At 68.6% G+C, this 14403-nt stretch carries 12 protein-coding genes; 7 read left to right on the forward strand and 5 right to left on the reverse strand.

The window, feature by feature from the left end:
* Positions 1–3 precede the first annotated feature (3 nt).
* Together LXN01_RS03065 and LXN01_RS03070 are read right to left on the reverse strand one after the other, a co-directional pair.
* Positions 4–1092: a polyprenyl synthetase family protein gene (locus tag LXN01_RS03065; RefSeq protein WP_236863053.1), complete on the reverse strand. Its 1089-nt coding sequence runs from the start codon at positions 1090–1092 to the stop codon at positions 4–6.
* The gene (locus LXN01_RS03070) at positions 1089–1835 is read right to left on the reverse strand and encodes a hypothetical protein (RefSeq protein WP_500676684.1); all 747 of its coding nucleotides are present in this window, start codon (positions 1833–1835) and stop codon (positions 1089–1091) included. Before LXN01_RS03070 ends, LXN01_RS03065 begins: the two co-directional genes overlap by 4 nt.
* Between LXN01_RS03070 and dinB the strand changes: the two genes are divergently transcribed.
* Positions 1747–3027, forward strand: coding sequence for a DNA polymerase IV (dinB, locus tag LXN01_RS03075; RefSeq protein ID WP_236863055.1), 1281 nt, complete (start codon positions 1747–1749; stop codon positions 3025–3027). The two genes, LXN01_RS03070 and dinB, sit on opposite strands and share 89 nt — an antisense overlap.
* A 153-nt stretch (positions 3028–3180) precedes the next feature.
* Positions 3181–3588, forward strand: a complete 408-nt coding sequence (locus LXN01_RS03080) for a DUF3040 domain-containing protein (RefSeq protein WP_236863056.1) — start codon at positions 3181–3183, stop codon at positions 3586–3588.
* 211 nt (positions 3589–3799) lie between these two features.
* Here LXN01_RS03080 and LXN01_RS03085 read toward each other — a convergent pair whose 3' ends face one another.
* From LXN01_RS03085 to LXN01_RS03095, 3 genes are read right to left on the reverse strand one after another with little or no spacing between them, the layout of a single operon-like run.
* Positions 3800–6004, reverse strand: a complete 2205-nt coding sequence (locus tag LXN01_RS03085) for a transglutaminase TgpA family protein (RefSeq protein ID WP_236863057.1) — start codon at positions 6002–6004, stop codon at positions 3800–3802.
* Positions 6001–7146: a DUF58 domain-containing protein gene (locus LXN01_RS03090; protein ID WP_236863058.1), complete on the reverse strand. Its 1146-nt coding sequence runs from the start codon at positions 7144–7146 to the stop codon at positions 6001–6003. Before LXN01_RS03090 ends, LXN01_RS03085 begins: the two co-directional genes overlap by 4 nt.
* Positions 7146–8210 (reverse strand): AAA family ATPase, encoded by a 1065-nt coding sequence (locus tag LXN01_RS03095; RefSeq protein WP_236863059.1) that lies wholly within the window; start codon positions 8208–8210, stop codon positions 7146–7148. The genes LXN01_RS03090 and LXN01_RS03095 overlap by 1 nt, the downstream gene beginning before the upstream one ends.
* Before the next feature lie 495 nt (positions 8211–8705).
* On the opposite strand from LXN01_RS03095, the gene mraZ reads away from it, so the two are divergent.
* From mraZ to LXN01_RS03120, 5 genes are all read left to right on the forward strand, one after another.
* A complete protein-coding gene (gene mraZ / locus LXN01_RS03100) occupies positions 8706–9137 on the forward strand; it encodes a division/cell wall cluster transcriptional repressor MraZ (protein ID WP_236863060.1) in 432 nt (143 codons plus the stop codon).
* A 165-nt stretch (positions 9138–9302) separates the two neighbouring features.
* Complete coding sequence (gene rsmH / locus LXN01_RS03105; RefSeq protein WP_336885222.1) at positions 9303–10301, forward strand: 16S rRNA (cytosine(1402)-N(4))-methyltransferase RsmH; 999 nt, start codon at positions 9303–9305, stop codon at positions 10299–10301.
* Entirely contained in the window at positions 10298–10852 is a 555-nt protein-coding gene (gene ftsL, locus LXN01_RS03110; protein ID WP_236863061.1) for a cell division protein FtsL, read from the forward strand. The genes rsmH and ftsL overlap by 4 nt, the downstream gene beginning before the upstream one ends.
* Before the next feature lie 301 nt (positions 10853–11153).
* Positions 11154–12872, forward strand: coding sequence for a peptidoglycan D,D-transpeptidase FtsI family protein (locus tag LXN01_RS03115; protein ID WP_236863062.1), 1719 nt, complete (start codon positions 11154–11156; stop codon positions 12870–12872).
* On the forward strand, positions 12873–14402 hold the full coding sequence (locus LXN01_RS03120; RefSeq protein ID WP_236863063.1) for a UDP-N-acetylmuramoyl-L-alanyl-D-glutamate--2,6-diaminopimelate ligase: 1530 nt from the start codon (positions 12873–12875) through the stop codon (positions 14400–14402).
* The last annotated feature ends 1 nt before the right edge of the window (position 14403 follow it).

Here is a 14403-nt window from a genome sequence, read left to right on the forward strand (position 1 = left end):
AGCTCACGCGGTCCGGCGGGTCAGCCGCATAGCGTAATCGGCGAGGACTGCTCGATCCGCCGAGGACAGACCGAATTCCGCCAGGCGGTCGAGCGCCGCGTGAGCCCTGGCCATCTCCACGTCGATCTCGGCTTCGAACGCGGCCAGCGCGCCGGTTGAGCGCATGAGATCCTTCATCCGCTCGATCTCCGAATCCGACAGATCAGCCGCGCCCAGCCGGTCGGCGAACCAGGCGCAGGTTCGCTCGTCGAGCCGCGTCAGCGTATTTCCGACCAGGACCGTCTTCTTACCCTGCCGGAGGTCGTCGCCCGACGGCTTCCCGGTGATCGAGGGGTCCCCGAAGACCCCCAATTCGTCGTCCCGGAGCTGGAATGCGCGCCCCAGAGGAAGTCCGAACTCCGACAGCAGCGTGAAGAGTCCGGCGTCCGCTGCTCCCAGGGCCGCACCGAGCAGCAGCGGCTGCTCGACCGAGTACTTCGCTGATTTGTACGTCAGCACCTCGTGGGCACGATCGGCGATCTCAGCCGCGTCGACGGCGGCGGCCTGCAGCCGGATGTCGAGGAACTGGCCCACCATCACATCACGGCGGAAGTCGTCGTGCCGGCGCACCGCCTCGGGGTCGGCGATCCTGTCCAGTCCGGAGGCGGTGTAGATCTCCTCGCTCAACGATAGGCACAGATCACCCGCGATGATCCCGGCACCCACCCCGTACAGCTCGGGATCACCCTGCCATCCGCGCTCCCGGTGATCGGCGCGGTATGCGGCGTGGATGGCGGGCCGCCCGCGCCGGGTGTCGGAGTCGTCGATGATGTCGTCGTGGATGAGGGCCGCGGCATGGAGGAGCTCCACCGAGGTCGCCGCGCGGGCGATGCCGGGGTGCTTGCGGGCGTCTCCTCCTGCCAGTTCGAATCCCCACCAGGTGACGAGGGCTCGGATGCGCTTTCCGCGGGCGGTGAATCGTCGGATCGGCTCGATCAGCTCGGCGGCCGCCGGTGAGATCCCGCCGAGTCTGCCCGCGAGCCCTTCAAGATACTCGGCCAGCACGGTGTCGACCCGAGCGATCACGTCCTCGGGAGGGGTCAGAGCAGTCACCTGTTGACCACGCCGCCCACGGTGATCAGGCGCGCCGATTCGTCCTCGGGATCAGGACCGATCGACACGGAGACCGTCTGATTGTCCTCTTCCGCGTGGAAGGCCTGGGTCGTGACCCCGTCGCGATTGTCCGCTTCACCCACTGCGGCGAAGCCATGGCCTTCGAGCGATTCGGTGTAGAAGTCGAGGATCTCCTGCTCGTTCGCGCCGGTGCGCATCACAAGAGCTGCCGAGACCTGATCCTCACCGGGGGCGGGTTGATCGCCCTCGTCCTGGTCCGAAACCGGTTGGTCCGGGTCGTCGCCCTCCTGCTGTTCGGCCTCTTCGCCGTCGGCCGGCTCCTGCGCCGCGCCTGCGGTGCCGGAGCCCATGGAGGAGGACACGATCTCGCTGTCCGGGAACTGCTCGATGACTTCGGGGAAGCCCGGAAGCAGCTCCCCCTGCGTGGTCTGGACGTCCGGCTGCTCGTCTCCGGCTCCCTCGTCCTCGCCGCCGGTGGTCTCCGGGGCCGAGGCGGCGGGCGACTGCGGAGACTCCTCGGAGTCCTGCGGCTCCGGGGCCGTGCAGGCGGTGAGTACTGCTGCTGCCGCGATGCCGGCGGCGACCAGCGCAAGGCGTTGTATCATGCACTCCAGGGTACCGGGCGGGGGTGACATGAGTCGAAAGCAGCTGTCGCGCTCGGGGGGAGACCTCAGCGCGCTGGGCACCGACGACACGGGGTGCAGGATCCTCCATCTCGACATGGACGCCTTCTTCGTCTCGGTGGAGCTCCTCGATCGCCCCGAGCTCATCGGCGTTCCGGTGATCGTCGGTGGCAGGGGCGGCCGCGGGGTGGTGGTGTCGGCCAGCTATGAAGCCCGCGAGTACGGAGTCCATGCGGCGATGCCGATGGCACGCGCTGTCCAGCTCTGTCCGCAGGCCGTCGTGATCCCGCCGTCCAAGGGCCGCTACAGCAAGTACTCCCGCCAGGTCTTCCAGACCGTGGCCGAGGTCACCGACGACTACGCGCAGGTCAGTGTCGACGAGGGATACGTGGACGTCGGTTCGGCTCTGCGGCGTCTCGGACGACCGACGCAGATCGCGATCGCCCTGCGCTCCCGGATCCGGGAGCGCACCGGGCTGACAGCGTCGATCGGAGTCGCGGACAGCATGGTGGTGGCCAAGCTCGCGTCGACGCGGGCGAAGCCGGACGGATTGCTGGTCGTCCCCGTGAAGTCCGTGGCCGGTTTCCTGCGGCCGATGCCCGTGGAGGCGCTGCCCGGCGTGGGCCCGAGGACTCAGGACACTCTGGCCCGCTACGGCATCCGCACCATCGGCCAGGCGGCCGACGCGGACCCCGCATGGCTGCAGCGGGTGCTCGGCTCGATGGGGGCCACCGTGCACCGGTTCGCTCACGGGAAGGACGGCCGAACGGTGCACTCGACCGCGCGCGACCACACCATCAGCGCGGAGCACACGTTCCAGCACGATGTGTCGGTCCTTCCCGAGCTCGAGCGCGAGCTGCTGCGCCTGGCCGACACGGTGGCGTACCGGTTGCGGGCCGAGGGCAAGGCGGCAGGGGGAGTGGGGCTGAAGTACCGGCTGGCCGATTTCACCACGCTGTCGCGATCCGTCACCCTGACCGCTCCCACTGATGTTGCGGCGGAGCTGCAGGCTGCGCTGCTGCCGGCGCTGCGCACCCTCCACGGCACCAGTGCTCAGCCGGTTCGCCTGCTGGGGCTGCGCGCGGGCGATCTCATCGACTTCGATGCCGCCGGCAGGCAGCCGACTCTCGACCAGCCGGACCGGTCTCCCCGAGAGGCCGAGCTGGCGCTGGATGCGGTGCGCCGCAGGTTCGGAATGCAGGCGATCTCCCAGGCCTCGCTCCTGCGGGGGCCGGGACCCGAGGGAGGCGGCTCCGAGGGCGCCGACCGCGATGCCCACGGCGGTGAGTGAGCCGCGTCTCAGCAGGGCACTCGACCAGCGCGGTCCAGGGCTGGACGGTTCGTCAGAGATTCCGTCGAATCCCCCTCCCGGTATGCGTCCGGAGAGGAGAGAGGACTATGATAGTGGTACTCAGTCGTCCGCGTGCTAGTAGGGGGAATCGGCATGCCGCTCTCGGAACATGAACAACAGCTGCTCGACCAGCTCGAGAAGCAACTCCGCAGCGAGGATCCCCGGTTCGCGCAGAACATCACGCAGCCGCGTCCGGTGGGGCCGGGTTCCCTGTCGGCCAAGCGGTTCGTCGGCGGTGTCCTTGCTCTGATCGTCGGTGCGGCAGTTGCGGTAGCTGCGATCTACTTCCTTCCCGTTCCGTGGAACGCCATCGGCGGTGTTCTCGGATTCGCCATCATGGTGGCCGGTGGGTACTGGGCCATCGCCGGAAACGACAAGCCCTCCGGTGTTGATGTTCCGAAGCCAGGTTCTGCCAAATCCGGTGCGGCTGGGCCGGACAAGTCTCCCGGATTCATGAACCGGATGGAGGAACGATGGGACAAGCGGCGCCGAGGTGAGTGATTCGCCTCGACGCCGGTTCCCCATGACTTCGGCCCGCTGAGCTCGTCTCAGCGGGCCGAATCACATTCAGGCCGCCCGCCGGCTCAGGACTCCCTGCGATCCACGGCTTCGGAACGCACGGGTTCTCGGGACGAACCGGCGCACCGGGACGTCCAGGGCCGTCGGGGCGAACCGGCGCGTCGGTTCGAATCGGGCTGGTTCGAACCGGGTCTCAGCGAAGGCCGAACACGCTGGCCGGCCACAGTCGCGCAAGCAGAGCCCCGCGTCGTCCCGCCTGCTGGGCCAGCCCCTTCTGCAGCTCCTGCAGGGCGGTCTGCACCTCGCCTCTGTCGAGTGCGGTGCGCACGGTCCCCGCATACCGCGACTCGTCCACCGATCGGCCGACTTGGTGCAGCCCGGAGCCTGCCTCCGGGGCGATCCGGCTGAGGTTCTCGACGTGCTCGCGCACCGTGATGGTCGGGGCCAGACCCGCGCCATGGTCGAGCGCCAGCGCCCGCACCTCCTCCCACACTGCCTCGGGAGCCAGCGGTTCGCGCAGCCGACGCCCTCGCTGGCCTCGGCGGATGAGAGCCGGCAGAGCCAGCAGCACGAGGACTGCGAGCGCGACGACCCCGATCCAGGTCCAGGCGATCCCTGCCGCAGTCTGCGAGTCGGCAGCCTCTTCGGACTCCTCTGCGGCTTCGGCCTCGTCAGCGGATGCCTCGGGTCCTTCCGTCGGCGTTTCCTCTGTCGGAGTGGGGCTGGCCGTCTCCTCGGATTGCGCAGCCTCCGCGTCGGTCCAGGGCGGAGGATCTCCCGCCGGGCCTCCGGGCGTCGGCTCGAAGCGCACCCAGCCGGCACCCTCGAAGTAGAGCTCCGGCCACGCATGAGCCTGATTGATGCGCACTTCGTAGCTGCCGTCCCCGGTGGACGTGCCCGCTGCGAACCCCACGCCGATGCGGGCAGGGATCCCCAGTGTGCGGGCCATCGCCGTCATCCCTCCGGCGAACTGGACGCAGTACCCGCGTTTCTCCAGCAGGAAGTCCGCGAGTGCGCTGCCCGAGGCCTCCGGGGGAGCGTCGAGGGAGTACTCGAACTCCCCGGATCTGAAATAGGACTGCAGGGCGGTGGCCTTGTCCCATTCGGTTGCGGCCCCGGCAGTCACGTCATCCGCGGTCTCCGCGATGAGGTCGGGAGTGTCGTCCGGGAGCCGAAGGTAGTCCTCGAATTCCGTCGCGGACACCGGTTCGGCACTGCGCAGGGTCTCGACCGACGGCTCGATGGACAGGTAGTCGACGGAGTACTGGGCCTCCGCAGTGATCTCGCCGTTGCCGACGATCGTGAGTGTCTCCGGATCGTAGATCCACCGCCTCGACAGCCCGTCGATCCCCTGCGGGGCGTACGGCGTGGGCAGATGCTGCTGATCAAGGTCGGCGATATCGAATTCCGCGGCGCGATCGACAGTCCGGGTATCGGCGGTCACCCCCGGTGGAGTCGGGAGGCCTTCGACTGCGACCGCGAAGGGGTCGATGTCGAACTCCGCAGGCATCCACGTGGTGCCGTCGAACTCGCTGACGGAGGTCAGCCGGATGGGCGGGGCCAACGGGTCGTCGCTGGTGTAGGTGAAGGCGAGGGCGTCGCTGTCGGAGGTCAGGTCCGACTTCAGATCGAGGAAGGGATTGACCACGGTGAGATCGCCCTGGGGATTCTGCGCCCGATCCGGTCGCATCGACACATCCGGCAGCAGCACCGGAAGCCCGACGCCGATAGCGAGTGCCAGGGCTCCGGCGAGCACTGCTGTGGCCGGTGATCGCAGGTGCGCGGTCTCGAGGTAGGACGACAGCATGAGCAGCAGGAACGCCGCCGCGATCGCGGCGAAATGCCACCAGGCGAGCTCCCGGGGCGCCAGGAGCACAGGCACGATGTACACCAGCAGAAGCAGGATCCCGGCGACCTTCGGGGCCCTGATGTCCGTCACCAGGCCGTCGACGAGCATGGTGATGAGGCCGAATCCCGCCGTCAGGATGGTACGGAACCCTGGTGTGCTCGGCGCGGGAGCGGTCGTCTGATAGATGTCGTCGATGCCGTTGGCCAGCTGCGCGAACAGCTCGGTGAAGGAGGCTCCGGTCGGGAGCACCCCGCCGGCGAGGGTATGGGGCACACCCAGATACACCGCGGCGAGCGCTGCGACCACGAACTGTGCGGCGACCGTCATGCCGCTTGCGCGCAGCACCGGGACGGATCGGAACAGGGCACCGGTGACGACCACCAGCGTGATCATGACGATGACCTGGACGAACCACTCGGTGTCGGAGAACACTGCGGTCAGACTTACAGCCGTCAGCAGCATCGCGACGTACACGATGAGCGACGGCAGCCAGACCGCTCGGGTGCGCGGTGCGGGTGCAGTCGAGGACGCTTCGGGTCCGGCGGTCATCGGCTTCTCCTTGCGCTCCGCGTCCAGGTGTCCGGCAGGGCAGGTGATTCTCCGAACAGCTCGGAGCCCAAGCCTGCCGCCTCGGGCACTTCCTCGGCGACGAGCCGGCGCCTCGGGGTCTTGCGTGGCAGTTGGGAGCTGACCTGGTCTGCGCGTGCGCTCGTCTGCGCGCAGATGACGGCCTCGACCACGGCACCCAGTCGGGCCAGCTCGTCAGGCATCGCTGGTGATCCCGGCTCGTAGCGAGCGGATGCCAAGCGCAGCATGTCCTCGCCCCGCTTCCCGGAGAGGATCGTGCGCCGTCCGGAGGTGTAGAAGAGCAGGTCGTAGCCCGCGCGGAGGTAGGAGCTCGCCACTGAAGCGGCCCCGGAGATCAGCAGCTCCGTCGCCGGTCCCGAGAACTCGCGGACTCCGGTGTCGAGGATCACGGCAACGAAGGGCGTCTCCTCCTCGGCTTCCTGACGCACCATGAGCTCGCCCACCCGAGCCGTCGATGCCCAGTGGATGTGCCTGAGGTCATCACCTGGCACGTACTCCCGGGTGTGGAAGTCGCGGCTCGTGTCGCCGCGGACCAGTTGGGGGCTGTCGCTGAGGGGTCGCGCCGCACCAGCACTGCGGGGGGCCCTGACCGGTTGGATGGGGGTCGACACCGCCACGGAGTACTCCGAGTGGGCCGTCTTGGTCACGCCGGTCAGGCCGAAGGGCCCGGCGACGACGGTGCGCACGGACCGGAGCCCGCTCATGCCGCGGTGGCGGGGGAGGAATTCGGCATCGACCGAGACCTCTGCACCGGCCGTCATCCCGGGGACGTGTGCGACGGCGGTGTCACCGAATCCGTCCTGGGGCTCCAGAATGAGTTCGAACGGCCCGACTGGCAGCGGAGAGCGGTTGGTCACCGTCGTGCGGATCTCGAGCGCCTGGCCCACCTCGGTGACGGGTACCCGCTCGACGCGCCGAGTGCGTGCCTCGAGCGAGGCGGCCAGGCGGGCGCCGGTGAAGAAGGCCAGCGCCAGACTCAGCCCGACGAGCATGATGAGCAGGATGCCGGCCGGCAGGAGGCCGGGCAGCGCGAACCGGTAGGCGGCGATGCACAGGGTCACGCCGGCGATGAGGAAGACGATTCCGGAGGTCGTCAGGCGCATCAGCGGACTGGGGTGCGGGCGATGATCGCGCGGATGATGTCGGCGGAGACCTGCGCATCGTCGTGGTCCTTGGGGATCACCCGGTGGGCCAGCACATCCACTGCGAGCGCTTGGATGTCATCCGGCGTGACGTAGGAGCGACCGTTGAGGACTGCCAGCGCCTTCGCGGCCCGCAGCAGCTGCACCCCGCCTCTCGGAGAGGAGCCGAGCGCCACGGCGGGATCCCGGCGGGTGGCCTCGAGCAGCGCGACGACGTAGGTGCGCAGCTCCGGGGTCGCCGTGATGTGGCGGACGATCTCCCGTGCTTCGAGGATCTCCGCGAGCGAGGTGACGGGCCGCAGGCTTCCCAGCGGGTCGTGGTCGACGTGGTGGTCGAGCAGACCGATCTCGGCCTCAGCGCTTGGGTAGCCGATCGAGATCCTGGCCATGAAGCGGTCGCGCTGGGCCTCCGGCAGGCTGTAGGTGCCTTCCATGTCGATCGGATTCTGGGTTGCGACGACCATGAAGGGGTCCGGCATCCGATAGGTCGTGCCGTCGATGCTCGCCTGTGACTCCGCCATGCATTCGAGCATCGCGGACTGGGTCTTGGGGGAGGCGCGGTTGATCTCGTCGGCGATCACGATATTGGCGAACACCGGTCCGGCCCGGAACTCGAACTGGCGGCTCTCCTGGTTGAAGAGACTCACACCGAGCACGTCTGAGGGAAGCAGGTCCGGAGTGAACTGGATTCTGCGGACGGATCCGTCCACCACGCGACCCAACGACTTGGCGAGCAGGGTCTTTCCGACGCCGGGCACATCCTCCAGCAGCAGATGTCCGCCGGCCAGCAGGGCGAGGAGGGCGAGTCGGACAGCGTGGTCCTTGCCGTCCAGGACCGAATTCATCGCGGTGCGGGCCGCACCGGCGATCTGCTGGACGCGTGCGATCGCAGGCTCTGCGACGACGGCGCCGGCGGCGGTCGCGCCCGCCGGGTCGGCCGGCTGCGCGGGGGAGACGGTCGGATAAGCGGCGGACCGCGCCGCTCGGCGCGAGGTGGGCTGGGATGCATCGCTCGGCAGACTCATCTGCCCATTGTCTCGCAACCCGTCTGCGTACTCCACTTCCCGTGATCGCCATCTCCTGCCGCCGGCCTGCCCGCTCGGGCGGCAGCTCGCTCCACTTGGCTCCCCACTTCGCTCCACGCGGTCGCTCCACCTGACTCCACACGGTCGCTCCACCTGACTCCACACGGTCGCTCCACCCGACTCCACGCGGTCGCTCCACTTGGTTCCCCACTTCGCTCCACGCGGTCGCTCCACTCCGCTCCCCGGTGCCCTCCTCGGGCCGGATCCAGGCCCTCTGCAGGGCCGAATCGCGCCGTACCGAGCCGGAATCCGCGCCCCGCCCCCTCCCGGGTGAGCCCGCGACGGAAAAAATCCCCCACTTCTCACCACAGCGCTCACCAGGGCAGATGCTTGTTTGACCCAGCATTTCCGGCGTTGTGGGGTTGTCGGTGGTGCAAAGTGGAGTACAGTGGGGGCCATCGGAGCCGATTGGGGTTTCGAAGGGGGTGAGACGCCATGTTCCTGGGCACGCACATGCAGCGGCTCGATGACAAAGGCCGTCTCATCCTGCCCGCGAAGTTCCGTGAGGAGCTCGCGAACGGTTTGGTCATCACCCGGGGACAGGAGCACTGTCTCACCCTCTTCTCGACCCGGGAGTTCGAGACCGTTCACGAGCAGATGAGAGCAGCTCCGATGACGAGTAAGGAGGCCCGTGACTATCTGCGTGTGTTCCTGTCGGGAGCTTCGGCCGAACAGCCGGACAAGCAGGGGCGGATCACCATTCCGCAGATCCTGCGTCAGTACGCCTCGCTCGACCGGGACCTGGCTGTGATCGGAATGGGAAACCGCGTCGAGATCTGGGACGCCGCGACCTGGGAGCAGTATCTGGCCGAACGAGAGCAGGAGTTCGCCGAGCGCACCGACGAGGTGATTCCCGGCGTGATCTGAGAACTCGGTCGAGATCCTCGCCCGCCGCCGGTTTTGGGGCACTTCCCCGGTTCCAAAGCCGAACGGTCCTGACACTCTTCCCCGGTGCCAGGGCTCGGGCGGGCGAGGTTCTGGATCGAGTGGCAGATCACAGGCAGCAGAACGGACAGACGAGAGGAGGAGGCCGTGGACGATCATCCGGACGGGCACGTGGAGGAACCCCTGCATGTGCCGGTGATGCTTGAGCGGTGCGTGGAGCTGCTGGGTCATGGCGTCACCGCCGCGCGCGAGCTCGGTCTGCCTCCGGTCATCATCGACGCCACGCTCGGAATGGGCGGCCACAGCGAGGGTATCCTGCGCGAGTTCCCCGACGTCCGACTCATCGGCATCGATCGCGACCCCCAGGCCATTGCCGAGGCGTCAGCCCGCCTCGCATCCTTCGGGGAGCGCTTCACCGCCGTCCATACGACCGATGACGCGCTGCCCGAGGTGCTCTCCGCCCATCGGATCGAGCGCATCTCCGGGGCGCTCTTCGATCTCGGCGTCTCGTCCCTTCAGCTCGATGAGGACGAGCGCGGCTTCAGCTATTCGCGGCCCGCGCCGCTGGACATGCGCATGAATCCGCAAGACCCCCTGACGGCGGCCGACGTGCTCAACAGCTACAGCGAGTCGGAGCTCGCCCGCATCATCTCCGAGTACGGCGAGGAGCGCTTCGCCCGCAGGATCGCACGCATCATCGTCACCGATCGCGGTGAGCGCCCCTGGAGCACGTCCGACCAGCTGGCGGACATGCTTCAGCGGGTCGTCCCCGATTCCAAGTCCGCGCGCAAGCGCTCGCACCCGGCCAAGCGCACCTTCCAAGCGCTGCGGATCGAGGTCAACCGCGAGCTGGAGATCCTGGAATCAGCCCTCCCGGCGGCGCTGCGCGCCCTGCACATCGGCGGAGTGGTGGTCGTCGAGTCCTACCAGTCCCTCGAGGACACGATCGTCAAGCGGATCTTCCGCTCCGGCACCACCTCGGCGGCTCCTCCCGAGCTGCCGATCGTCCCCGACCACCTGCAGCCCTGGCTGACCGACCTCACCCGGGGTGCGGAGAAGGCCGACACCGCCGAGATCGAGATCAACCCGCGGTCCGCCAGCGTGCGGCTGCGGGCCGTCGCGAAGACGAAGGAGCAGCCGGCATGAGCCCAGTCGCACAGGCCGTCGAAACGGCGCCGGTTCGAAAGCACAGCACGGCACCCCTGCGGGGCAGCGAGGCGGCCCGGCTGCGCCTGGTCGTGCCGGAGATCGCGCGACGTCGGCTGCCGTTCTCCGCGGTGTGCATTCTCGCCCTCGTCATCGGAATCCTCGGGGTGCTGCTGCTGAACATCTTCATCTCCCACAGCACGTATCGAGTCGAGCAGCTGACGATCGAGCAGGACCGTCTGCACTCGGAGCGCGATCAGCTGACAGAGGACATCTCCTACCGCGAGAGTCCGCAGAACATCGCGGCCGCCGCCGAGGAGCTCGGGCTGGAGCGCGACCTGACACCCGAGTACATCCGGCTCTCCGATGGAAAGATCATCAGTCCCGGAGAAGTTCCGGGGAACACGCACAGAAATCCGGAAACCGTCCCGGGCCCGCGCGCCGATGCACGTCAGGACGTGCGACCGAACCTACGATCGGACGAGAAGCTGCCCGCGGTGGGCGGCGGGTCGGAGGAGATCCCGGCCCCCAGCCAGCGCAGTCCCGAATGAATGCGATGTGAGACCCAGGTGATCCCGGCGAGCTCGGCGAGGAAGTGGAATGACGACAGCGACACCGCAGCGCAGGAGCCGCTCGCGCTCGTCGGCTGCACCAGGGGTTCAGCAGGGCACACGTCGACAGGCGAGCAGCCGCAGACAGCCTGACCCCGCCCACCGGACAGGCAGGGGCACGGAGCCGAGCACTCGTCGGAAGCCCACGGCACGACGCGCTCCGCATGCCCGGTCGTCGGCCGGGGGCGGCAGCGGCCCGGTTCGCCGGAGACCCTCCGGACCGCCTGACCCACGGCACCGGATGCGGTGGCTGATCGTGGCCACCGCTGCGATATTCGTGATGATCACCGGCCAGCTCGTGGCCATCCAGGGCATGGACACCATGAGCCTGGCCCAGCAGGCTCTCGACTCCCGCCTCGTGACCAAGCCCCTTCCTGCCTCCCGCGGCGTCATCACCGCCGCGGACGGCACCGTCCTCGCCGACAACGCCATGCGGTACCGACTCGTCGTGGACCAGCAGAACGTGGCGCGGTTCAAGGACGACAGCGGAAATCTCATCGGCGCCTGGGGCGCGGCCGAAGCGATGGCGGGTCCGCTCGACACCGAACCCGGACTCCTGCTGCCGAAGCTCGCCGGCGACAAGCTGTGGAACCCGGTGGCCGACGGGGTCACCGCAGAGGTGTGGCACGAGATCGACGAGCTCGACATCCCCGGCGTCAGCGTCGAGGAGTACGCCATCAGGTCCTACCCGGCAGGGGCGGTGGGTGGCAACCTGCTGGGCTTCGTCGGATCCGACGGCCAGGCGCTGGCCGGACTGGAGCTGGAGTACGGCGAATCGCTGCAGGGCCGTGACGGCGAGCAGCAGTATGAGCGCGGCCTGTCCGGAGACATGATCCCGCTGGGCGACAACAACGTGACCCCGGCACAGAACGGCACAGGCCTGCAGCTGACGATCGACCCGACGATCCAGTACTACGCCCAGCAGGCGATTGCGGACCAGGTCAAGAAGCACGATGCGGAATGGGGCTCGATCGTCATCGAGGACGTGGGGACCGGCCGCATCATCACCGCGGCGGAGGCGCCCAGCGTCGATCCCAACAACCCCGGCGCAGTCGATGCCGAGGACCGGGGCTCGCGCATCTTCACCGGCATGTTCGAGCCGGGTTCCACCGCCAAGATGATCACGGCTGCGGCCCTCATCGAAGAGGGGCTGGTGACCCCGGAGACCGAGTTCATCGTGCCCGACACCTGGAAGGCTCCCAACGACGAGGAATTCCGGGACTCGAGCACCCACGATGATCAGAAGCTCACCTTCGCCGGCATCCTCATGAACTCCTCGAACACCGGCACCCTCCTCGCCGGCGACGAACTCTCCCTCCAGCAGCGCTACGACTACCTGCGGGCCTTCGGCTTCGGTCAGGACTCCGAGATCCCGTTCCCCGGAGCGACCGGCGGCATTCTGCATCCCTACCAGGAATGGGACGGGCGCACGAAGTACACGGTGATGTTCGGCCAGGGCATGTCCGGCACTGCGCTGCAGACCACCTCGGCGTTCGCCACCATCGCCAACGGCGGAGTGCGCATGCCTCAGCAGCTGGTCTCCGGAATGATCGACGACTCCGGCAAGGTCACCCCGGCGCCCAACGGCTCCGGCACCCGCGTCGTGTCCGAGGACACGGCCGCCCAGGTGATGTCGATGCTCGAAGCCACTGTCGTCGAGGGTACTGGCGGATCCGCCGCGATTCCCGGGTATCGAGTCGGCGGCAAGACCGGCACCTCTCAGGCTCCGGCCGATGAAGGAGGCGGCTATGACGGCTACACTGCTTCTTTCGTCGGTGTGGCTCCTGCGGAGGATCCGAAGCTCGCGGTCTCGGTGACCCTGCAGCGGCCTCGCAAGGGCTACTACGGTGGGTCAGCGGCAGCTCCCGTGTTCTCGGATGTCACAGGGTTCGCCCTGCGGCACCTGCGGGTCCCGCCGTCCACCGCGAAGCCGACGCTCCCGCCCGAGAAATGGAAGTAGATGCTGATTGCCGACCTGGCGCTCGACGCCGACATCCGCGTGCTCGGGGACCCGCAGGTTCCCGTGACCGGGGTGTCCCTGGACTCGCGTTCCGTCGAGCCGGGATTCCTCTATGCGGCGCTGCCCGGCGCCAATGTCCACGGAGCGCAGTTCGCGGCGCAGCTGATCGCGCGCGGCACCCGCGCGATCCTCACCGACCCGCCGGGGCTGGAGATGATCCGACAGGCAGCGCCGCAGACCGGTGAGACCACCGCGTACCTGGTTGCGGAGAATCCGCGGGCGCACCTGGGCGCGATCGCGGCGCAGATCTACGGCACCGACCCCGCACATCCCGTGCTGCTGGGAATCACCGGAACCAACGGCAAGACGACGACCGCGTACATGCTCAACGGCCTGCTGACCGCGCTGGGCCGGACCACCGGGGTGATCGGCACCATCGCCACCCTCATCGCCGGCACGGAGCAGCCCAGCGTGCGCACCACGCCCGAGGCGCCCGAGCTCCATGCGCTGCTCGCCCGGATGCGGGCGGCCGGCGTCGACTCGTGCGCGATGGAGGTGTCCTCCCACGCGCTGGCCCAGCATCGGGTGGACGGCGCGCGCTTCCGGGTCGCCGGGTTCACGAACCTGACGCAGGATCACCTCGACTTCCACGGCACGATGGAGGAGTACTTCCGGACCAAGGCACAGCTCTTCACCCCGGCCTTCTCCGATTCCGGGGTGATCGTGCTGGCAGACCACTGGTGCCGCCGCCTCGCTGCCGAGGCGGAGGTTCCGGTGGTGACGATCAGCACCGACCCCGGGGATGCTCCCGACTGGCTGGTGACGATGCAGGACCTCGGACGGTTCACCTTGGCGGGCCCGGCCGGAGTGCAGCTGGCAGGGACGTCACCGCTGCCGGGCGACTTCAACGTCATGAACACAGCGCTGGCGCTGGTCATGCTGGAGAGGGCGGGGACTTCGCCGGCAGACCTCGCGCGGTGCGCCGGCTCCTTCGAGGCCCCGGTTCCCGGGCGCATGGAGGTCATCAATCCGGCCGACCCACGGGCGATCGTCGACTACTCGCACACGCCCGACGCCATCGAGCAGGTGCTCGCCGGCCTCGACGAGGGCACCGGACCGCTGGTCATCGTGTTCGGCGCAGGGGGCGATCGCGATCGCGGAAAGCGCCGCGCCATGGGTCGGGCCGCCGCGCGAGAGGCCGATGTGGTGATCATCACCGACGACAATCCGCGCTCGGAGGACCCGGCAGAGATCCGCGCCGCGGTCCTCGCCGGCATCCGCGATGCGATCGCCGACGGCAGCGCCCGGACGCGCGCCGCCTCGGTCCTCGAGATCGGCTCCAGGTCCGAGGCGATCCGCACCGGCATCGACCTCGCAGGCAGCGGGGGGACCGTGGTGATCGCCGGCAAGGGGCACGAGACGGGGCAGGAGATCGCCGGCGTGAAGCATCATTTCGACGACCGCGAGCAGACACGCAGCGCGCTCGCATCGCGAGGGTCCCACACCGGACCCGGTAGAGTTCAGGATTGAT

Origin of the sequence: Brevibacterium daeguense (assembly GCF_021729135.1) — a bacterium.
GTDB lineage: Bacteria > Actinomycetota > Actinomycetes > Actinomycetales > Brevibacteriaceae > Brevibacterium > Brevibacterium daeguense.